The organism is Cyanobium sp. Copco_Reservoir_LC18 (assembly GCF_009834675.1).
Lineage (GTDB): Bacteria > Cyanobacteriota > Cyanobacteriia > PCC-6307 > Cyanobiaceae > Cyanobium > Cyanobium minutissimum.
In genome coordinates, this window is the sequence record NZ_ASAC01000025.1 from 1 (window position 1) to 18,953 (window position 18,953).

Genomic DNA, 18,953 nt, shown 5'->3' on the forward strand with positions numbered 1-18,953 from the left:
ATCTCCTGGAACCTTCCAACCCCCTGCTCGCGCAGGGGGTTTTTTCATGGCGACACGGCTCATGGCGACGCGGTCCGGCTGGGCGTGGCTGGGCCTCCCCGTCGCTGTGGCAGCGTGGTCTGACGGAGCTCCGCTGCCGGCGGTCCGCTCGAGCTCCGGCCCCCACGGCTGGCCCCGACGGCACGCGACCCATGAACGCTGACGCTGGTCCCGATCCCCTGCCGTCCTGGCGGGAGGGCCGCGTCAAGGCGCGACTGCTGAAGTTTGGGTCCCCCGTCAGGACCACTGGGGCCCCGGCCTACGACCGTGCCTCCCGCTTCGGCCGGCTGGACAAGGGCCTGGATCTGGCCCGACGCCATGGATGGTGCCTGGTCAGCCTGCGGCGCGACTGGGACCGGACCTTCCCTTGTTCCGCCCAGGACTGACCCCGATGCGCAGGCCCTCCCCCTCCTCCACCTGGTACGCCCGCCAGAAACGGCGGCGCGCTTCGCCGTTCTTCCGGCTGCTGGATCGCTCCTTCGCTTTCCGGGTGCTGGTGGCCGCCGTGCTCTCCTTCGGATTGCTGGCCCTGGTCAACCGTTTCGAGAACTGCCATGCCCAGGCTGGTCAGGCCGATTGTCTGACCAGCAACGTGCTGGAGATCATCAGCGTCGGCACCGTCGAGTCGTTCAGCATCGTCACGGCGGCGATCTTCTATCTGCTCGAGGCCGGACAGCGCAAGGAGAAGGAACATCATGAGATGTTCGAACTCCTGCTCACCCAGGGCCAGGCCGGGGCCTCCAACAGCCTGGGTCGACTTCGGGCCCTGGAGATGTTTTCCGCCGATGGCATCTGGCAGGACGGCTTTGATCTGGAGGGATCGGATCTCGAGGGTCTGAGGATCCCGTTCAGCCGCTGGCGTGGCGCCAATTTCTGCAACACCGTGCTGCGCAACGCCGACTGCCGAGGCGCTGATCTGGCCCAGTCCGATTTCCGCCTCTCCGATCTGAGCGGGGCGGATCTCAGGGGCGCCGATCTGCGCGGCGCCGATTTCACCGGGGCGATTCTCCATCAGGCGGATCTGCGGGGCGCCCTGGTGGAGGGGGCCCAGTTCCGCGGGGCCCAGCTCAGCCGGACGCTCACCGATGGTCCGCTCCCGGGGCTGGAGGATGGATCGGGAACGGACACCGGCTGATCCAGGCTCAGGCGACGAGCCTGGTGAGGGCGTCCTGGGAGAGCGAGGCGTTGACGAAAGCAAGGCCCACGTAGGTGTTGAAGCCGGTGTTTCGCACCCAGCGCACCTTGGAGCGCAGGGTCAGCTTCGAGCCGGCTTCGTAGTTGCGGGCTTCGAAGATGACGGTGTCGTCCTCCTTGACGTCCAGGCTGCCCTGACGCAGGACACAGGCCCCCCGCTCGCTGACGTCACGGAGATTGACGAACACCGATTGCCTCGAGGCCAGGGTGAGGCTGACGGAGACGCCCACCGGCACAGGGTGACGGGGACTGGCACGCTTCCCTTCGGGATGCTGATCCTGGGACATGAAGAAGGCACAAGGCACCCCTGCCTTGAAGCGCCAGCGAGAGGTGGTGACCATTCTAGATCCGGTGCCTGAAGACGCTACCCCCTGGGACCCCGTCCCCGCGGCCCCCTGGCCAGGGGAGGCCGCCTTATCCGCTAGGGTCAATGGATCCGGCAGAAGCCGGCGAACCTGTTGTTCGCCTTCGCCGGAGCCAGCACCGAGCCGCCCCGCGCTTCCTGGGGTCGGTCCACCAGGTCCAACGTCGGTCCATCAGGTCCAACAGTGGTTGCCGTGTGCGATTCCCCGCGGGGGAACGGCAGCCTCCCGGTGCGAGATCCATATCCCTTGTCCAAACCTTCCGAATGAACACCCTCTCCAGGCGCCCGTCCGCCGCGACCCGCCCCAGCTCCAGCCCCGCCGCCGCCGGCCGGGGCCCCCACGCCTACCCCTGCTGCCCCCTGGCGGCCCGGCCTGTCCGCCACGATCTCTGCCAGCATCCCGTCACCTGGGAGGACCTGCTCGGCCGCCGCTGAGGGCGGCGGCGTCCCTGCTCAATCGTCGTCGTCACGGCCGCGGCGCTTGTCCAGCACGTAGACGCGGCCATCGGGGGTCACCAGCCGTTTCCCCGGCTGACGGGAGGCCCGCCAGCGATCGCGTGCTTCCTCGGCACGCCTGAGCTGCCGGGCCTGGGCGGCCCGCACCCGCGGCGCGTAGGTGTTGCGGTACCACTCGTCCTGGACGAACAGGACCGGCACCGTGCAGGCCTGGTACAGCCCGCAGTAGCGGCCCCAGTCGCGGGCCTGCTGGGGGGGCACCCGCAGGTAGATGGGCTCGATCGCGGACGGGCCCCAGCGGTTGCTGCCCAAGGACGGCCTGGCGATCACCGGGCCGTAGCCAAGCACCGGCGGTGGGGCCAGGTTGCCGATGGTGATCCGGCCGAAGTAACCGGACTGCCCCAGGGGCACGGTCAGGGAGGTCTGGGCCTGGACCGGGGCGTAGACGATCCCTGCGCCGCAGACCACCACCAGGGCGGCGTGGAGCAGGCGGGAGGAACGGCTGATCATGGCGGAAGCTCCGAGGCCCCACCAGGAAAACGCCCCCGTATGACTCAGCCCTGACCGGGGCGGGGACCATCTGTGACCGGACATGACCGCTCCGTGCCGGTGGCGTGGATCCGGGAGAGCCCATCGGCGGCCCGCACCACCAGGGTGTGGCGCTCCACCAGGGCCGCCAGGTCGTCGTAGCCCCCGCCGATGACGGTGGCCACCGGCAGGCGGCGCCGCAGGGCGGCATCGATCACCAGCCGGTCCCGCCGGTACAGGCCGTCATCGCTCAGCTCCAGCCGGCCGAGGCGGTCGTCCCGGTGGGGATCGACGCCGGCGTTGTAGAGCACCAGATCCGGACGCACCTGATCCAGCAGATCCGGCAGGGTCCGCTCCAGGATCCGCAGGTAGGCGTCGTCCCCGACGCCGTCCTCCAGGGCGAGGTCGAGGTCGCCCGTCTGCTTGTGCAGGGGGAAGTTGCTGGCCGCGTGCATCGAGAAGGTGAACACCCGGGGGTCGCCTGAGAAGATCGCCGCCGTGCCGTCCCCCTGGTGCACGTCCAGATCCACCACCAGCAGCTGCCGCACCAGACCCTCGGCCAGCAGCACCCGGGCCGCCACGGCGCAGTCGTTGAAGATGCAGAAGCCGCTGCCGTGCAGCGGGAAGGCGTGGTGGGTGCCGCCGGCCAGGTGGCAGGCCAGGCCGTGGCGCAGGGCCAGCCGGGCCGTGAGCACGGTGCCCCCCACCGCCAGCCAGCTGCGGCGCACCAGGGGGGCCGAGACAGGCAGGCCGATGCGGCGCACCTCCTGGGGGGTGAGCAGTCCTCGGGAGAAGGCCTCGTGGTAGCGGCGCCCATGCACCTGCTCCAGCCAGCGACGCGGCGCCGGCAGGGGTTGGTGGATCTGCTCCGGGCGGGCCAGCTCCAGCTGCTCCAGCCGCTCCTTCAGCAGCCGGAACTTCTGCATCGGGAACCGATGGCCACTGGGCAGGGGGACCGCGTAGGCCGGGTGGTACACCAGCGGAGGCCCCATCAGTCCGGCGACAGCGGCTCCAGCAGACCGTAGGGGGTATAGCGGCGCTCGATCCGGCACGGCGGGCCCCCGGCGGGCTGCCAGCTGAGCGTCACCTGTACGGGCCCCGGCTGGCCGGGCCCAGGGGCGATGGCCACCTCCACGTCGTCGTCGAGGCGCCAGCGGCGGCCGCCGGCCTCCCCTGGGGCGATGCTCTCGATCACGGCGAACAGCGGCGTGGCGGGGCCGCCGTCGGCGAGGCCGGGCCGCCATTCCCTGGCATAGGTGAAGCTCTCCAGCCGCTCGACGCCATGGCGCAGCACCACGCGCCGGCGCCGCTCGCCATGGACGACGCAGAGCTCGGCGATCCAGGGCCAGGGGCCCATCCGATCCATGCCCAGGCTCCAGTGGCCGGCGGCGCTGATCTGCATCGCCGCCGGCGGCTCGCGGAAGCGCATCGGCACGGTGCGGCCCGAGTTGAGGTAGGTGAGGGCGGCCTCGATGGTGCCGTCCTCGTCGCTCACCCGCAGACGGGTGGGGAAACGCTCGATCTCGCGGCCATCGGGTCCGAGCCGGTGGAACAGGCCCTCCCAGGAGCCGCCATTCACCTCCAGCAACCTCTGACGGGGCGGGGCGCTCAAGGGCATGGCACGTGGGGAAGGGGTGTCCAGCATGGCGACAACGGACCCGCCGGCGGGGGCGCCGGACGGGGTTCAGCGCTCAGCCGATGGCCAGGGGGCGGGGCTGGGCCTGCCGCGGCGGTGCCGGCAGCCGGGTGCTCACCAGCCAGGCGAGCCCCACCAGCAGGGCCGAACTCCACAGGCAGGCCTGCAGGCCGCCCACCAGGAACAGGGCCCCCGAGAGCACGGTGCCGAGCAGGCGGCCACCGGCGTTGGCCATGTAATAGAAGCCCACGTTCAGGCTCACCGATTCGGCATCGGTGTAGGCCAGGATCATGTAGCTGTGGATCGAGGAATTCATGGCGAACACCACCCCGAAGGCCGCCAGTCCCGCCACCACCGCCACGCCGGGATGGCCCACCTGACGCCAGAGGGCGATGGCGATCAGGGCGGGAATGGCGGTGAGCAGGCCGCTCCAGAAGGTCACGGCGGAGACGCCCGGCGGCGCGGTCTGGCCCCAGCGGCGCCGCAGGGCCGGGGCCGATCCCTGCACCAGGCCATAGCCGATCACCCACAGCCCCATGAAGCCGCCCACCTCCCAGTAGCGCCAGCCGAGGGTGGTCTGCAGGAACACCGGCAGGGCCACCACGAACCAGACATCCCGGGCGCCGAAGAGAAAGAACCGGGCCAGGGAGATGCGATTGATGCCCGGGGACTTGGAGAACAGGGAAGTGAAGGCGGGCTTCTGTTTCATGCGGCCGATCTCCCCGGGCAGCACCAGGGTGAGCAGGAAGGCCAGGAACAGGCCGGCCGCCATGGCGGCGACGGCGGCGTTGAAGCCGATCGTGGCCAGCAGCAGGCCGCCGAGGAAGAACCCCACCCCCTTGAGGGCGTTCTTGGAGCCGGTGAGGATCGCCACCCACTGGAACAGCTGGCTCTCGCCTTTGTCGTGGTCGTCGGGGGTTTCCGGCACCACCGACTTGATGGCACTTTTGGCGCTCATCTTGTTGAGATCCTTGGCGATGCCGCTGAGCGCCTGGGCCACCATCACGTAGGCCACACTCCACCATTTCGGCCAGCTGTCGGCGACGGGCACCAGCATCAGCAGGGCCGCCACCTGCATCAGGGTGCCGGTCCAGAGGGTGAGGCGCAGGCCGAAGCGGGCCCCCAGCCAGCCGCCGCAGAGGTTGGTGACGATGCCGAAGAACTCGTAGAAGAGAAACAGAAAGGCGATCTCCAGGGTGCTGTAGCCCAGCGACCGGAAGTGGAACACCACCAGCATGCGCAGGGCGCCGTCGGTGAGGGTGAAACACCAGTAGTTGGCCGTGACGATGGCGTACTGCTGCAGGGCCGTGAGCGGCCGGCCGGAGAGGAGCGGAAGCATCGGCCGCTCACTCCGCCCGGGCGGCGTCCAGGGCCACCACGTGGCAGGCCAGATCCGCCATCCGGCAGCTGTAGCCCCACTCGTTGTCGTACCAGGCGTACACCTTCAGCTGGGTGCCGCCCGTCACCATCGTCGAGAGGGCATCGACGATCGAACTGCGGCTGTCATTGAGATAATCCACCGATACCAGCGGCCGCTCCTCGTAGCCCAGGATGCCCAGCAGGGGGCCCGCCGCCGCCGCCGCGAAGGCGCCGTTCACCTCCTCCACCGTCACCGGGCGCTCGAGCTCGAACACCGCATCGGTGAGCGAGGCATTGAGCAGGGGCACGCGCACGGCGTGGCCGTTGAGCTTGCCCTGCAGCTCAGGGAAGATCAGGCCGATGGCCCTGGCCGAGCCGGTGGTGGTGGGGATCAGGCTCTGGCCGCAGGAGCGGGCCCGGCGCAGATCGCTCTTGAAGCCGTCGATCACCACCTGGGTGTTGGTGATGTTGTGCAGGGTGGTGATCGAGCCGTGGCGGATGCCGAAGCTCCCGTGCACCACCTGCACCACCGGCGCCAGGCAGTTGGTGGTGCAGGAGGCGGCGGTGAGGATCCGGTGCCGCTCCGGCACGTAGGTGCCGTGGTTGATGCCGAAGACGATGTTGGGGATCTCCACCCCGTCCAGTTCGCCCTTCACGGGGCAGGCCACGATCACCCGCTTGACGCCGGCCTGCCGCAGGTAAGGGGCGAGGGCCTCGGGGGTCTTGACCTTGCCGCTGCACTCGAGCACCAGTTCCACCCCCGCCGCCTGCCAGGGCACCAGGGCCGGATCGCTGCCCCGTGACCAGCCCACCCGGTTGCCCTCGACCGTGAAGCCCCCGCCGTCGGCCTCGGCCGCCACCGCCCGGTTCCAGCGGCCGTGCACCGAGTCGAATTCGAGCAGATGGGCGGCGGCGGCGGCGTCCCCGGCGCTGTCGTTGACATGCACCAGCTCGAGGCCTGGCCGCCCCCAGAGGGCCCGGAACACCAGACGCCCGATGCGCCCGAAGCCGTTGATGCCGATCTTCACAGCGTCCGCCGCGACTGGGCCTACCATTGCATCAGCGGGAGTTGATGGATTTATGGCCGGGTTAAGGACCGCCGCTCCTGCGCCGATCGCCTGCGCTCCGGCTCCCCTGGCTGCCGAGGAGGCGCGCCTGCTGCTGCGGGCCCTGGCCGACCCGATCCGCCTGCAGGTGATCGAGGCCCTCGGCGGCGGCGAGCGCTGCGTCTGCGACCTCACCGCCGACCTGGGCCTGGCCCAGTCGAAGCTGTCGTTCCACCTCAAGGTGCTCAAGGACGCCGGCCTGCTGGCCGATCGGCAGGAGGGCCGATGGATCTACTACCGCCTTCGCCCGGAAGCGCTCGACGATCTGCGGGCCTGGCTGGTGACCCTGGGCGCCCAGTGCGGCAGGCCCGCGAGCCCCTGCTCGTGACTGCCCCCAACCCCACCATCCTGTGGCTGCGCACCAGCGGGAGCGGTCATGTCACCCTGCTGGCCGGCCTCGTGGCCGCCTGGCTGGTCCTTTCCCGCCTCAACGAATCCCTCTGGGAGGCGGTGCTGTTCGGCTGGCTGGGGCTGGATCCCCAGCAGCGGCTGAGCGAAACCCTGCGCTTTTTCCTCTACGACACGATCAAGATCGGCCTGCTGCTCAGCGGCATCATCTTCATCGTCACCGTTCTGCGTTCCTATCTGAGCGTGGAACGCTCCAGGGTCCTGCTGGCCGGACGTCGCGAAGGGATCGGCAATGTGCTGGCGGGTCTGCTCGGGGTGATCACCCCGTTCTGCTCCTGCAGTGCGGTGCCGGCCTTCATCGGCTTTCTGGCCGCGGGCATACCCCTGGGGGTGACGTTGAGCTTTCTGATCGCCAGCCCCATGGTGAACGAGGTGGCGATCGGCCTGCTGTTCAGCCTGTTCGGCTGGCGCATCACCCTGATCTACATCAGCTCCGGCCTGGTGATCGCGATCGGGGCGGGATGGGTGCTGGGCCGCCTGGGGCTGGAGCGCTGGGTCGAATCCTTCGTCTACGAAACCAGGCTGCACGGTCAGGCCGTGGAGAGTTCGCTGAGCCTTTCCTTCGAGCAGCGGCTGCAGATGGGAGCCGAGGAAGTGGCCTCGATCCTGCAGCAGATCTGGCCCTATCTGCTGATCGGCATCGGTGTGGGTGCCGTGATCCATGGCTGGGTGCCCACCAATTTCTTCGCCACCCATGCCGGCCGCAGCAATCCCTTCGGCGTGCTTCTGGCGGTGGGAATCGGCATCCCGCTCTATTCCAACGCGGCCGGGGTGATGCCGATGGTGCAGGCCCTTTATGAGAAGGGACTGCCGATGGGCACCGTTCTCGCCTTCATGATGAGTGTGGTGGCCCTGTCGGTGCCGGAACTGATCCTGCTGCGCCGCGTGCTCCAACCGCCGTTGCTGGCCGCCTTCTTCTCGGTCACCGGTCTTGGCATCGTCCTGATCGGCTATCTGTTCAATTCACTGCTCGCCTGAGGTTTCCCGCCCATGGACATCAAGATTCTCGGCAGCGGCTGCAAGAAATGCATCACGCTCGAAGATCACGCCCGCAGGGGGGCGGCGGACCTCGGCCTGGCGCCCAGCCTGGAAGCCATTCACGACCCCGTCGCGATCGCCGGCTACGGGGTGATGCGCACGCCCGCGCTGGTGATTGATGACCGTGTGGTCGTGGCCGGCCGGGTGCCCGCTGCCGAGGAGGTCCGCGCCTTGCTGAGTGCGGCGGCTGGCTTGTGAACCACCTCCGCTGACTCCGCAGACACCATGGGATTGTTCGAGCGGTATCTGAGCCTGTGGGTGGCCCTGGGTGCCCTGCTGCCCGGTCTGTCGGAGGCCGTGGCGGCGTTCGAATTCGCCCGTATCAACCTGCTGATCGCCCTGCTGGTGTGGGGAATGATCTATCCGATGATGCTGGCGGTGGATTTCGGCGCCATCGCCGGCCTGCGGCACCAGCCGAAGGGCCTGGTGGTCACGGTGGTCGTCAACTGGCTGATCAAGCCGCTGACGATGACGGCCATCGCCTGGCTGTTCATCCGCGGCCTGTTCGGTGCCTGGATCCCGGCGGCCCTCGGAGATCAGTACGTCGCCGGCATGATCCTGCTGGGGGTGAGCAATGTGCTTGTCCCCTGGGACACGCTGGTGACGGCTGTGGGCCTGTTCGTGGTGGTGCCCCTGGCGGCCGGCTGGCTCACCCGCCGGCTGCTGCATTCCCCCGGTCGCCTTGATCGGCTGGAGCAGCGGCTCAAACCCCTGGCGATCGTCTGTCTGATCGTGACGGTGCTGCTGCTGTTCCTGGTGCAGGCCAGGGCGATTCTCGCCAACCCGCTGGCGATCGCCCTGATCGCCATCCCGCTGACCCTGCAGACCTACCTGGTCTTCTGGATCACGGCCCGGTGGATGCGGCTCTGGCGCCAGCCCCACGCCATCGCCGCCCCTGGGGCCATGATCGGCGCCTCCAACTTCTTCGAGCTGGCGGTGGCGGTGGCCATCAGCCTGTTCGGCCTGGAGTCCGGTGCCGCCCTGGCCACGGTGGTGGGCGTGCTGGTGGAGGTGCCCGTGATGCTGTCGCTGGTGGCGATCGCCAACCGCAACCGGCGGCTGTTCCCGACGGCCGTCGCCTGAACGGAGGGGGAAATCCACGCCAGGTGCCGCCATGCTGGGGGCCGGCACCGGCCCTCCCCATGCTGCGCTTCCTGCTCAACGTCCTCTGGTTCCTGCTCGGGGGGTTCGTGATGGGCCTGGGCTGGTGGCTGGCCGGCCTGGTGGCGGCGATCACGATCGTGGGGATCCCCTGGGCCCGGGCCTGCTTCGTGATCGGCAACTTCTCCTTCTGGCCGTTCGGCTACGAGGCCGTCAGCCGCCGCGAGCTCACCGGCCGCATGGATTTCGGCACCGGCCCCCTGGGGCTGGTCGGCAACGTGATCTGGTTCCTGCTGGCCGGCTGGTGGCTGGCGATCGGCCATCTGACTTCAGCGGTGGCCTGTTTCGTGACGATCGTCGGCATCCCCTTCGGCATCCAGCACATCAAGCTGGCCCTGATCGCCCTGGCCCCGATCGGCCTGCAGGTGGTGCCGGTAAGGCGCTAATCGAGAGCTGGAGCCAGACCCAGGGCGGCGGCGGCCTGTCGCATCCGCCCGTCGAAGCTGGCCAGGTGGGTGCAGCGGCTGTGCAGGGCCACCGCCAGGTGCAGGGCATCACCGGCGCGCAAGCCGAGAGTGGGATCCTGCAGCAGCTCAGCGGCCCGGCCTCACCAGCGCTCCTGGTCCCGGCACGCTTCGATCACCGCAGGGGTGATCGGCATGCTGGCCTGCAGCTGGCGCAGGTCGGCGACAAGGGCGCGGCGATCCAGCCGTTGCAGGGGCTCCAGGCCCAGCCGGCCGTCGGGTCCGACGACGATCTCGATCGGGTCGCCTTCCCGCAGGCCGGCCTGACGCAGGCACTCGGCGGGGATCCGGACAGCCAGGCTGTTGCCCCAGCGGCGGATCCCCTGCTTGACGCGCCGGCCAGTCCCATCGGCTCGCTGATCGGGCTGTGGGCGATCGGACCTGGGCTGAGGGGGCTGAGAGCGCGAGGAGGGTGCCAATGGACCCATGCCGGTCGGCGCCGGTGTGGTGTAGATACACGACTCTACGTGGCCTGGTCGGGCTCCCGGGCCTGGATTCCCGTCCGCTGCTGCCAACGCCCCCTGATGGATTCGAACCATCGACCGGCTGCTTAGAAGGCGGAAAGCCGATGCTGAGACTCCCTGCGGTAACTGGGCTCTCTTCCTTCGTCACAGTGTGTTGCGTGAAACTGGCGTGAAGCCAGCTCCACCATCACCCCTCCAGCTCCTCCGCCAGAGCCAGCACGCCAGCCAGCACGTTCCCGAACTTCTCCGCCAGGCGGTCCCGCTCCGGCGAGCCGACCGGGGCAGCATTCACCTGCAGGCCCAGGGCCTCCAGTTGCTGGCGCAGCTCGGCCAGGCGGGCACGGCGGGGGTCAGGTTCAGGCATGGGCATCCTCACCCCTGTGGACCCGTAGCCGCGGCTAGCTGATCGGCGGTAGCCGCGGCCTGGGCCAGCTGGTTTCGCAGCATGACGCCCAAGACGATCGCTTCAGGGGTCACGTCAAACGCGGCGCCCAGCTGGGCGAAGGGTGCCTCGGCGTCGTCGCTCGCAGCAGCGGCGATCTCCACCAGGGCGGCCGCGGCCTCAGCAGCGGGGCAGGGGTGCTCGCCAGGTTGCAGGGGCCAGGGCTCGGGAAGGTCGGTGAACAGGGTTGGCATGGGGCCTCAGGTGCGGGTCAGCCCCAGGCGTAACACCATCTCCACCGCCATGTCCAAGTCAGGCGCCGCACCCCTGGCGGTGAGGTTCCGCATCCCCACCGCAGGCTGGCGGTCTGATGCGGTGGTCATGATTGGAGGGGCGCCGGGGAGGGTTACGGCTGAGCAACCGCCTCAGATCTCTTCTTCCTCGTCTTCTTCCGCTTGAGCAGCGAGCAGTGATAGAGCGTTTGCGAGACGGCTAACTCCATCCTCGACGCGCCTGACTCCAGTGCCGATGCGGTCGACTCCAGCTGCGATGCGACCGATCTCAGCGTCTGCAAGGTCTCTTCTTCTCTCTTCACGGGCCTGCCCATAGATCTGGAGCATGGCGATAGCCATGAGCAGGACGCTAGCAGTTGTGACCTGGATAGCCACCGTGCGATTGATCACAAAGCGACTGGACACCGCCAGTACCGGCGGCAGCAGCGCGGCTGGGATAGGCCAGAAACGCCCAGCTGGCCAAACCAGAAGCCAGGACCAGCAGCGGCATACGACGATGGCGGCAACCGCCACCCCTCCCCAGGTCAGCCACAGCCAGTGGTTTCTGGACCACTCGAGAAGCCATGCCCAGTCCTGAACGGCGCCGGGCAGCAGTTCGGCTGATTCCACGCCCAGGGACACAAAGCGGCCCACAACACCGGGAGGGTAAGCCAATGTGGGCCGGCCAGCAGGGCCAGAGGGCGATCCATTCCAGGGGTCAAGGCTCAGCAGGCCACCAGTGCGGCCACCAGCTGGTGCTTCCTGATCCGCTTCGAGCGGGTGCCAGCCATCGGCCGCAGCTGGGCCACGGGCAGGGCCTCAAGCTGCTCAGCCACCAGGGCCAGGGGATGCACGGCCGGCGGTGGTGCTTCGGTGGTGGCAGCCGGTGCCGGCACTGCAGGCCGCCAGCGGGCCAGCGTGAGCACCAGCGCCACCAGGGCGACGGTGAGCACCAGCAGGGCCTCGAGCGTCACCACGGCGGCCAGCAGCAGCAGCTCGACCGGGTGCATGTCGGTGTTCTTCATTGTTCTCAGGGGCGAAAGATTCGGCCCGGAGCGCATTGCTTCCAGCGCTCTACGGGCCAGGGATGCCCCTGGAACGGATCACCTGATTCGGTTGTCGAGGATCAATGGGGCGGGCGTCTCATCCATGCCGGACCCCACCGCCGGGTCTTTCGTCAGTGCCTGCTGGTGGCCGGGTGCCGATCCTGCAGCGGTGGGGGCGCCGTAGCGCTCGGGGTGTCGTTCCTTGTGACCAGGGCCGTCTCAGCGGCTGCGCCTGATGAGGGCATCATAGCGCACCCTGAGCCGATGCAACAAGAAAGCCGCCGCTCTCCCCAGAGTGACGGCCATTCGTGTACGCCGATGACGGGGAGTTGCGTTATCTCCCCGTCTTCAATCTACCGGCCCTCAGCTCAGCGTCACCTTGCAGATGCTGCGGGTGTCCATCACCGCCGTGCCGAAGTCGTGAAGGCAGCGATACAGCCGGTTACCTGTTTTGAACTCTTCTTCTTCGGAGAGAAGAGGGCCATTTCCGATACGACCGATCACCAGCGAGGGATACCTGGAATCGTGCAGGTACATCACACCGGGAGCGGTCAAGTAGTGATCGATTTCCAGGGTGAGCGTCCGGTAGGGATTCACCTCGCCGGCCTCGGTCGGGTTGTAGTCCGCGAGGGCCTGGCGAGCAGGAGCTTCCAGCTCGGGCGGCACGAGGAGGGTCGTGGGCTCGAAGGCCACCGGATTGCCTTCGATGTCCGTTTGCCGGCGCAGCTTCAGGGTGCCGGCGGTGATCCCGGCGATCACACCGGCTGCCGTGAGGCCACTGGCGGTGGTGCTGTTGGCGCTGCCGAAGCTGATCCCCAGCAGGCGGGCGGCCAGCTCGGAGCGCTCCTTCCGGGCGGCGGCACGGCCCATCTCAGCGACGAGGCGGCCGAAGATTCCGAGGTTGTCTTGAATCAACGCCTTGCGGGTCAGCGTGGCGATGGAGCCATACTCGGCAGCGGTCAGAGTGGCGGCCAGTTCCTCAGCGAAGTCGGAGGTGACGTACTCGCCACCTTCGTTCTTCTTAGCGATCTCACCGTATTGAGACACGCGGATCATTTCATGGGGGCGAAAATCCGCGAGATCCCGACTTGTGGCCAGGGCGATCACCCCAACCTGCGCTTCTTCATAGGCGCCCAGCAGCATGCGCTCGGTGGAGGATTCGAGGGCCTTGGTGAAGTCGCTGGTGCTCCAGGCCCGGTTCACCAGCTTGGTGATCGGCATGGCGGCCAGATCCAGCCCGCGGGAATCGGGGTCATTCGCCACCACTTCGCGCAGCAGGCTGTGCATGGGCATCGATGCCCATTCCCGCTTGATGCCATCACCGGAGAGGCCCATCTTCGCGGCCAGCACGCCGCCCAGGTCCCGCTGATGGGTGGGGCTGGCATATTGCGCCGGATGACCAATCGGGGCAGGGCCCGACTCACTTCTCACGTCCCCATTTTCCAGCCGGATTCTCATTGCCCTCACCGCTTCATAGGAGACGCGATCGGTGGGCAGGTCGGACTCGATCCAGCGGTCGATCACGGCCTGATCGGTGATGCCGGCGGCGCGGGCGATGTTCAGGATCGCGTTCTCCCGGCGGATCTCCTTGGCGGAGCGCTCCACGGGTTCGGTGGTGGTGGTGCTGTTGCTGGTGTTGTCGGTGCTCATGGGTTCAGAAGTGATGGAGCGGGTGACGGTGTTGGGGTCAAGCGGAACGGCGACGGCGGACACTTCCAGCAGGCGGAAGCGATCCACAACCTCCACACCGGAGCGGGAATCGGCGCGGCTGTCCTGAACCTGGAAGCTGGCGCTCCAGGACAGGGCCCCGGCCTCGATCAGGTCCAGCAGGTCGGCTGATCGCTCGGGGTGGAAGCGGGCGATGCCAACAAGGGCGTTGAGGCCCTGGGGCAACCGGTCGAAACGGATCGATTCGATCCATCCGATCTGTGCGGCTGTCGATCGCTGGTGATCGCGCAGGATCGGCAGCCGGCCCTGTGGTAGCTGGATGCCGGCCAGGTCGGAGCGAATCTGCAGCTGGTAGCCGTCAGCGCCGGGCTGATCGGTGGCCAGCACGATCTCAGCCGTCAGCGACTCGCGGTTGAAGCTCAGCGGCGGGCGGCTGGTCTGACTGGCGCGGTTGATGGTGGCGGTCATGGCGTCACCTCGAGCACGCGGTTCAACTGCTCCCGGGCCATGGCGGACCGATGGGTGGCACGGGTCACCAGACCCAGCAGCTCGGCGGCGAAGGTCTGAGCTGCGCTCGGGCAGCACCTGGCACCGACGCCCTGCAGGGTGACCCGCATGAGGTCATCGGCGGTCCGCTCGGCGGTGAGGCCGTGGCCCAGATCACGCCGGCCAGGCCCAGCCATCGCCAGACCGGCGATGGAGGCGGGCAGCAGGACAGCGGGCCCGACGAGCTCGTTTAGATCGATGGAGGCTGTCACCTCATGGCCGCCGATGTTGGCGGTGATCTGCTCTGCTTCGAGGTCAATCACCAGGCAGCCGTCGCCGAGAAGGCCAACGGCCCATGGTGTGACGATCACGGCGCCGTGCGGATCCAGTTCCTCCGTCGGTGGCAACGCTTCCCGGGTGGGGGCCCACCACGCGCCGGCTGGTGTTCGTCGTCCAGTGATGGTGGCCAGGCGATCGGCCAGGGCCTGCAGCTCGGAGACCGGCTGGAGGAGGGCGGCGTCCGATTGCAGCGCCAGCAGGCCGGCGCTCACAACGGTTCGGAGGCCGGAGGAGATGCCCTCACTACCACCGATTGCGGTGATGGCCTCCAGCTGATGCGGGGCGATCATCCCGCTGATGTTGACTCGGGGAGGGGACAAAGGGCGTTCTATTGAAACCTACAACCTCAGGCTATGCACCTGTTCCCGATGCTCCAGACGGGCGGCTCTGCGGGCCTGAGCAGAGTCGAGCGGGCTCACTTCCGGCACGTTTGGCACGTCATCGTCCGGCATGTAGGTATCAGCCCGGGGGCGATTCCCAGCCGGCGGGGAGAGCGTCTGCATCGTCATTCAGCGGTTGATGTAACCCTATGGCCGGGATCTTCCCCTGCTCCAGTTGCTCCACCATGTCGGGGTTGTACCGATACCCTTTGCCGGCACGTCCGAAACCAACACCTTCACGGCCGAACTTTCCGGCGTGCCTGTAGTTGCGCACCGTGGCGATGCAGCAGCCCAGCAGCTCGCTCACCTCGACCGCGGTGAGCCAGCCGGGCGGGGCAGGGGGCAGCGGTGTGGCCTCGGGCTCTGGCTGCTGCACCACCTCCAGCTGCGGATCCGGCTCCAGGCCGGGTGCGGGCTCCAGCTCCGGGGCTGGGGCAGCCCTGCCGGGCACGCGCTCACTGGCGGGCCTGAGCTGGCGCTTCGGGCGCACTGGAGCGGCGATGGCTGGCGGCTCGTGGTCGTCATCGATCAGCCCGGGTGGGCAAGGGGCTGGCTCCGGGGCTGGGGCAGCTGCAGGCACGTCGCCGGTCTGGCCATGCACGCGCCAGCGAACCTGATGCACGCTGTCCACCTGCTCGTCGAGCGGCGCCACAGAGAGCACCGGAACATGCAGCCGTGCCGACAACCTGCAGCTCCTAGCGATCACCGATGGAGAGAACGCCAGGAACAAATACCTGTGCGCCTCGTTGGCCAGCTCCACCAGCTCGGGCAGGGTGGGCGGAGCCGGCCGATTGTCGAGCGCTTCGGCGCGTGCCGCCAGCTGCTCCAGTTGCTCTGCCCACAACGTCCCGGCGGTGATGCCCTGCAGTAGCTGAACGCCCGTCATTCTGAAATGTGCCGCCTAGTTGCAACTTAAGGACTAGACTTAACTTGGTAACCCCGCTTAAGACCGGCGATAACGGGGTAGGGGATGTTGTGGGTAGAGTAGATTAAGCGGCTCAATTGGTAACCGATTCTGGAGACTCCCGCTACGAATTAGGGGACGATCTAATACCCTCTCAATAACGCTTTCCCAGGAGGACCCAACTCTCCCCTAATCCTTCATCTTCAACTATACAAACTCGCAACGATCAGCGCATCAGCTATAGCAACTCATCAGAGAATCAGTGAACGCAGCAGCGTCAAGCGCAGCAGCTGAGCAGCAGCGCAGAGCAGGGGCAGCCGGTCGGTGCGGCTGGTGGTGTGAAGCAGGCAGTGAGCTGGTGGTGGGCATGGGTGTGATGAGGGGCCTGCCCTGACATGCGTGAGGGCCCTGGGTTGCTGCGCCCCCTGCTCCTGATGCGGGTGGCCGGTGCTGTCGTGATGCCCTGCTACGGGCCGTAGCAGGCGCTCCAGGGGGCTCTGGCTGCTCCCATCCCCTGCTGGCCCACCTCCTGCTCCAGGGGCGTCCCAGGCGCTGCTCTGGCTCACACCAGCGGCCCTCTAGCCAGCTCCCGCACCCAGGCGGCCAGCTGCTCCTCCTCCGGCACGGGCCCCGGCTGTGCAGGGCTCCAGGGTTGCGCAGGGGCCGGCCTGGGGCGCTTGGGGCGGGCTGTGTTGCGCCAGGTGCTGATGGTCATGGCAGGGCTGTGGTTGTTGCTGGGCCAGGGATGCCACCCCCAGGCCCATGGCCCCCTGGCTGGATTCGGGGGTGGGGTCGCGCGTGGGAGAGTTCTATTGAGATGTTCACTTAGTTCATGTACTGCGCTGCAAGGGGTTTGAGGTGTTCAGGCTGAGGTTCAGGCATGTTCAGGTGGGTTCAGGTCCTGCAGCGCAAGGGGTCTGGGGGAATGGCCCTGGGCCTGAACATGCCTGAACCCTCCTGAACCCATCCCTGAACCCATCACACCGACTGCGGCGCAGTGCCTGAACCTGCTGAACCCTGCTAACCCTCTGCATCGTCCGGGAGGCAGAACGTAAGGGTGACTCCGACCTTCTTGCACACCAGCAGGCCTTTGCCGGCCAGGGTGCGCATGGTGCGCCGGATCGATGCAGGCTTCTTGCCGGTGCCATCGCCCCAGTCGTGGCCGAGGGCTTCGACAACATCCCGCGCGGTCATGGTCTTGCCCTCGTTGTCCTCCAGGGCGGCGAGGATCTCACGCTGCTGCTCCGTGAGGTTTTCGAGCACGTGCTCCTGTCGCTGCTGGCGTTTCAGCTCATCGGCAGATCCGTGGCAGTCCCACGCGCCTGTGTGATCGCTGGAGACGATCAGGTGGATGGGCGGGCCGCCTCGCTTGGTGCTGAGCAGCTCGCGGCGCGGATCGGACTCCTGGGGGAGCAGCTGGCCGGATTCCATCTTGTGGATGAGGCCCAGGCCGATCACTCGGGAAACGGCGGCATCGATGGCACCGGAACCACGGCCAGCACCGACACCGAGGTTTCCTTCCTTGCCGGCGCCCTTGCGGGTGTGATGAGTGAGGACTCCCCAGCCACCGCTGATTGCATCCTGCAGAGCATGGACAGGCCCAGCTGCGGCGGACTTGTCCTCATCGACGCCAGGGGGCAGGCAGGTGGCGAGGGAGTCAACCGCCACCATCCCGCCTGGGTGTTCATCCACCCAGCGCCGGATCATGCGCATGGTGTCGGCGTCCAGGAGGGCGCCGGATTCCATCGGGTAGAGGGTGAGGCGATCGTGGAGCTGCACGGTCTTCCCATCCGGGAGCAGGGTGCAGAGACCTACCGGCGTCAGCGTCTGGTGCCAGTCCTCCCGGCCTTGGTCGGTGCCGATGATGAGGGCATGGCGATCAGCAGCAGGTGGCCCCTGGAGCTCCCGCTGCAGCCAGGTCGGATCGCCCCGCAACCATGCCGCCATCAGCGACGCCATAAGGCGGGATTTGCCGGCGCCGGACTGCCCTACCAACAGGTTGAGGCCATGGCGGAACAGGCCATTAACCGCCCAGGGCGTGGGGTTCACCTCGAAGGTGCTCCCGGGGAGGATCGGCGCGGACGTGGCCCTGAGGCCCCGCTGGGCGGCCTCCAGCAACTGCTCCAGGTTGCGCTGGGTGAGGCGTGTCACCTCCAGGTCTGAAGCGCAGCTGGCGAGGGCGGCCAGGGCCTTGATGGTGGGCCATTCCGACCGGGCCAGCTCTGCCGCGTACTGCTCCAGGGCAGACCATCGCTCATCAAAGGTCTGCGGCCCCTTCGACGCCGGCTGCTCCTCCTGCTGCTCCTCCTGCTCGGGGGGGTCCCCACCAGGGTGTGGAGGCGGCGGCGGGCTGCTGCGCTTCGGCTCCCGATAGCCGCCCTGCTTCGCCAGGTAGTGCAGGGTGCGGATGGTGGCGGGTCTGCCCTTGTGGCCCTTCCCGAAGGACTCCCACTTCGCCAGGCACTCGGCCTCATTGAAGGCGGGCATCGGCCGGCACCATTCGACCCAGGTGCACAGGAGGCCGGGGTCTGTGTGATGCAGCGCCATGCCCACCCGCAGCCATGCGTCGTAGGTGCTGTGCGCCACCGGATCGATGTAGGCCAGCATCGCCAAAGCGCGGCCGGCGTCATCGGCGGTGGGCTCCACCGGGGCAGCATCAGGGTGCTCCTGCACCAGTAGGGCCTCGAGCAGCCAGTCCGGAGCGGGTGCCGGATCAGGGATCTCCTGGGGGCTGCAGCCCGGGAGCCAGCGATAGGCGCCGGTCTCGGGATGGGCACCGATGATGACGCTCTGGTGGCGGTCCCATCTCAGCTCCCAGAGGGTGATGGGCTCCGGCTTGCCGTTCTTCCCAAGTGGGTCTCCTTCGCGCCATGGGCGGGTGAAGGGCTGCCGGTTCTTCAGGTGCGGCCACCATTCGTCCGGCACGGCGAACACGTGGCCGGAGCGGTTCCGCTTGCCCGATGTCCAGCTGATCGTCGGCGGCAGGTCCGTGATCGGATGCCCGGTCACCCGCTGGAAGGATTCGTCCCAGCCCTCGGCATCCAGGTCAAGCACCAGGGCCCCGCCGGATGCTGGGCCGCACTTGAGCCCCCATGCCGGCGGGCCATTGCCGTTCAGCTCGGCGGCATCGTCCGGGCTGAAGTCGTCGTGGTCGAACCAGTTCTTCCCGGCGATCGGCGCCTTGTCGCGTCCGACCCGCACCATGCGGAAGTCGCATGGGAGGGCGAGCAGGTCGGCGCGGTGACTGGCCATTGCTCAG

Annotated in this window: 25 protein-coding genes; 8 read left to right on the top strand and 17 right to left on the bottom strand. The window is 68.0% G+C overall.

All coding sequences use genetic code 11. From position 1 onward, the window contains the following. Positions 1-191 precede the first annotated feature (191 nt). The gene (locus L107_RS16420) at positions 192-425 is read left to right on the top strand and encodes a hypothetical protein (RefSeq protein ID WP_201295909.1); all 234 of its coding nucleotides are present in this window, start codon (positions 192-194) and stop codon (positions 423-425) included. A gap of 5 nt (positions 426-430) precedes the next feature. Continuing rightward, entirely contained in the window at positions 431-1,174 is a 744-nt protein-coding gene (locus tag L107_RS14015; RefSeq protein WP_159819856.1) for a pentapeptide repeat-containing protein, read from the top strand. Between the two features lie 7 nt (positions 1,175-1,181). On the opposite strand, the gene L107_RS14020 is transcribed toward L107_RS14015, so the two are convergent. Further along, positions 1,182-1,574 carry a PilZ domain-containing protein gene (locus tag L107_RS14020; protein WP_370515498.1) on the bottom strand — a complete coding sequence of 131 codons (393 nt, stop codon included), beginning with the start codon at positions 1,572-1,574 and terminating at the stop codon, positions 1,182-1,184. A 287-nt stretch (positions 1,575-1,861) separates the two neighbouring features. On the opposite strand from L107_RS14020, the gene L107_RS14025 reads away from it, so the two are divergent. Continuing rightward, positions 1,862-2,032: a hypothetical protein gene (locus L107_RS14025; RefSeq protein ID WP_159819860.1), complete on the top strand. Its 171-nt coding sequence runs from the start codon at positions 1,862-1,864 to the stop codon at positions 2,030-2,032. Positions 2,033-2,050: 18 nt separating this feature from the next. On the opposite strand, the gene L107_RS14030 is transcribed toward L107_RS14025, so the two are convergent. The 5 genes from L107_RS14030 to L107_RS14050 form a co-directional block, all read right to left on the bottom strand. Beyond that, a complete protein-coding gene (locus L107_RS14030) occupies positions 2,051-2,563 on the bottom strand; it encodes a hypothetical protein (protein ID WP_159819862.1) in 513 nt (170 codons plus the stop codon). Positions 2,564-2,607: 44 nt separating this feature from the next. After that, positions 2,608-3,573 carry a histone deacetylase gene (locus tag L107_RS14035; RefSeq protein WP_159819864.1) on the bottom strand — a complete coding sequence of 322 codons (966 nt, stop codon included), beginning with the start codon at positions 3,571-3,573 and terminating at the stop codon, positions 2,608-2,610. Further along, complete coding sequence (locus tag L107_RS14040; protein ID WP_159819866.1) at positions 3,573-4,193, bottom strand: DUF3598 family protein; 621 nt, start codon at positions 4,191-4,193, stop codon at positions 3,573-3,575. Before L107_RS14040 ends, L107_RS14035 begins: the two co-directional genes overlap by 1 nt. A 79-nt stretch (positions 4,194-4,272) precedes the next feature. Then, positions 4,273-5,556, bottom strand: a complete 1,284-nt coding sequence (gene arsJ / locus L107_RS14045) for an organoarsenical effux MFS transporter ArsJ (protein ID WP_159819868.1) — start codon at positions 5,554-5,556, stop codon at positions 4,273-4,275. Between the two features lie 7 nt (positions 5,557-5,563). Continuing rightward, positions 5,564-6,604 (bottom strand): ArsJ-associated glyceraldehyde-3-phosphate dehydrogenase, encoded by a 1,041-nt coding sequence (locus L107_RS14050; RefSeq protein ID WP_159819950.1) that lies wholly within the window; start codon positions 6,602-6,604, stop codon positions 5,564-5,566. 52 nt (positions 6,605-6,656) lie between these two features. Here L107_RS14050 and L107_RS14055 point away from each other — a divergent pair, with 52 nt between their 5' ends. From L107_RS14055 to L107_RS14075, 5 genes are read left to right on the top strand one after another with little or no spacing between them, the layout of a single operon-like run. Continuing rightward, a complete protein-coding gene (locus tag L107_RS14055) occupies positions 6,657-7,010 on the top strand; it encodes a helix-turn-helix transcriptional regulator (protein ID WP_159819870.1) in 354 nt (117 codons plus the stop codon). Next, positions 7,007-8,068, top strand: a complete 1,062-nt coding sequence (locus tag L107_RS14060) for a permease (protein WP_159819872.1) — start codon at positions 7,007-7,009, stop codon at positions 8,066-8,068. The genes L107_RS14055 and L107_RS14060 overlap by 4 nt, the downstream gene beginning before the upstream one ends. A 12-nt stretch (positions 8,069-8,080) precedes the next feature. Continuing rightward, complete coding sequence (locus L107_RS14065) at positions 8,081-8,326, top strand: thioredoxin family protein (RefSeq protein WP_159819874.1); 246 nt, start codon at positions 8,081-8,083, stop codon at positions 8,324-8,326. A 27-nt stretch (positions 8,327-8,353) separates the two neighbouring features. Next, entirely contained in the window at positions 8,354-9,211 is an 858-nt protein-coding gene (locus tag L107_RS14070; protein WP_159819876.1) for an arsenic resistance protein, read from the top strand. A 59-nt stretch (positions 9,212-9,270) separates the two neighbouring features. After that, the gene (locus L107_RS14075) at positions 9,271-9,675 is read left to right on the top strand and encodes a YccF domain-containing protein (RefSeq protein WP_159819878.1); all 405 of its coding nucleotides are present in this window, start codon (positions 9,271-9,273) and stop codon (positions 9,673-9,675) included. On the opposite strand, the gene L107_RS14080 is transcribed toward L107_RS14075, so the two are convergent. The 11 genes from L107_RS14080 to L107_RS14130 all read right to left on the bottom strand — a co-directional run bounded on the left by L107_RS14080 (position 9,672) and on the right by L107_RS14130 (position 18,946). Then, complete coding sequence (locus tag L107_RS14080; protein ID WP_370515500.1) at positions 9,672-9,821, bottom strand: PIN domain-containing protein; 150 nt, start codon at positions 9,819-9,821, stop codon at positions 9,672-9,674. The genes L107_RS14075 and L107_RS14080 overlap by 4 nt on opposite strands. Positions 9,822-9,836: 15 nt before the next feature. Next, entirely contained in the window at positions 9,837-10,181 is a 345-nt protein-coding gene (locus tag L107_RS14085; protein ID WP_159819882.1) for an AbrB/MazE/SpoVT family DNA-binding domain-containing protein, read from the bottom strand. 223 nt (positions 10,182-10,404) lie between these two features. Continuing rightward, the gene (locus L107_RS14090) at positions 10,405-10,581 is read right to left on the bottom strand and encodes a hypothetical protein (protein ID WP_159819884.1); all 177 of its coding nucleotides are present in this window, start codon (positions 10,579-10,581) and stop codon (positions 10,405-10,407) included. A gap of 8 nt (positions 10,582-10,589) precedes the next feature. Then, positions 10,590-10,853, bottom strand: a complete 264-nt coding sequence (locus tag L107_RS14095) for a hypothetical protein (RefSeq protein ID WP_159819886.1) — start codon at positions 10,851-10,853, stop codon at positions 10,590-10,592. 171 nt (positions 10,854-11,024) lie between these two features. Beyond that, positions 11,025-11,546 carry a hypothetical protein gene (locus L107_RS14100; protein WP_159819887.1) on the bottom strand — a complete coding sequence of 174 codons (522 nt, stop codon included), beginning with the start codon at positions 11,544-11,546 and terminating at the stop codon, positions 11,025-11,027. Between the two features lie 50 nt (positions 11,547-11,596). After that, positions 11,597-11,896, bottom strand: coding sequence for a hypothetical protein (locus L107_RS14105; protein WP_159819889.1), 300 nt, complete (start codon positions 11,894-11,896; stop codon positions 11,597-11,599). A gap of 384 nt (positions 11,897-12,280) precedes the next feature. Continuing rightward, positions 12,281-14,053 (bottom strand): hypothetical protein, encoded by a 1,773-nt coding sequence (locus tag L107_RS14110; protein ID WP_159819891.1) that lies wholly within the window; start codon positions 14,051-14,053, stop codon positions 12,281-12,283. Continuing rightward, a complete protein-coding gene (locus L107_RS14115; RefSeq protein ID WP_236550712.1) occupies positions 14,050-14,700 on the bottom strand; it encodes a hypothetical protein in 651 nt (216 codons plus the stop codon). Before L107_RS14115 ends, L107_RS14110 begins: the two co-directional genes overlap by 4 nt. A 169-nt stretch (positions 14,701-14,869) precedes the next feature. After that, positions 14,870-15,676 (bottom strand): helix-turn-helix domain-containing protein, encoded by an 807-nt coding sequence (locus tag L107_RS14120; RefSeq protein ID WP_159819895.1) that lies wholly within the window; start codon positions 15,674-15,676, stop codon positions 14,870-14,872. A 580-nt stretch (positions 15,677-16,256) separates the two neighbouring features. Continuing rightward, the gene (locus tag L107_RS14125; RefSeq protein WP_159819897.1) at positions 16,257-16,409 is read right to left on the bottom strand and encodes a hypothetical protein; all 153 of its coding nucleotides are present in this window, start codon (positions 16,407-16,409) and stop codon (positions 16,257-16,259) included. Positions 16,410-16,714: 305 nt separating this feature from the next. After that, positions 16,715-18,946 (bottom strand): AAA family ATPase, encoded by a 2,232-nt coding sequence (locus tag L107_RS14130; protein WP_159819899.1) that lies wholly within the window; start codon positions 18,944-18,946, stop codon positions 16,715-16,717. Positions 18,947-18,953 lie beyond the last annotated feature (7 nt).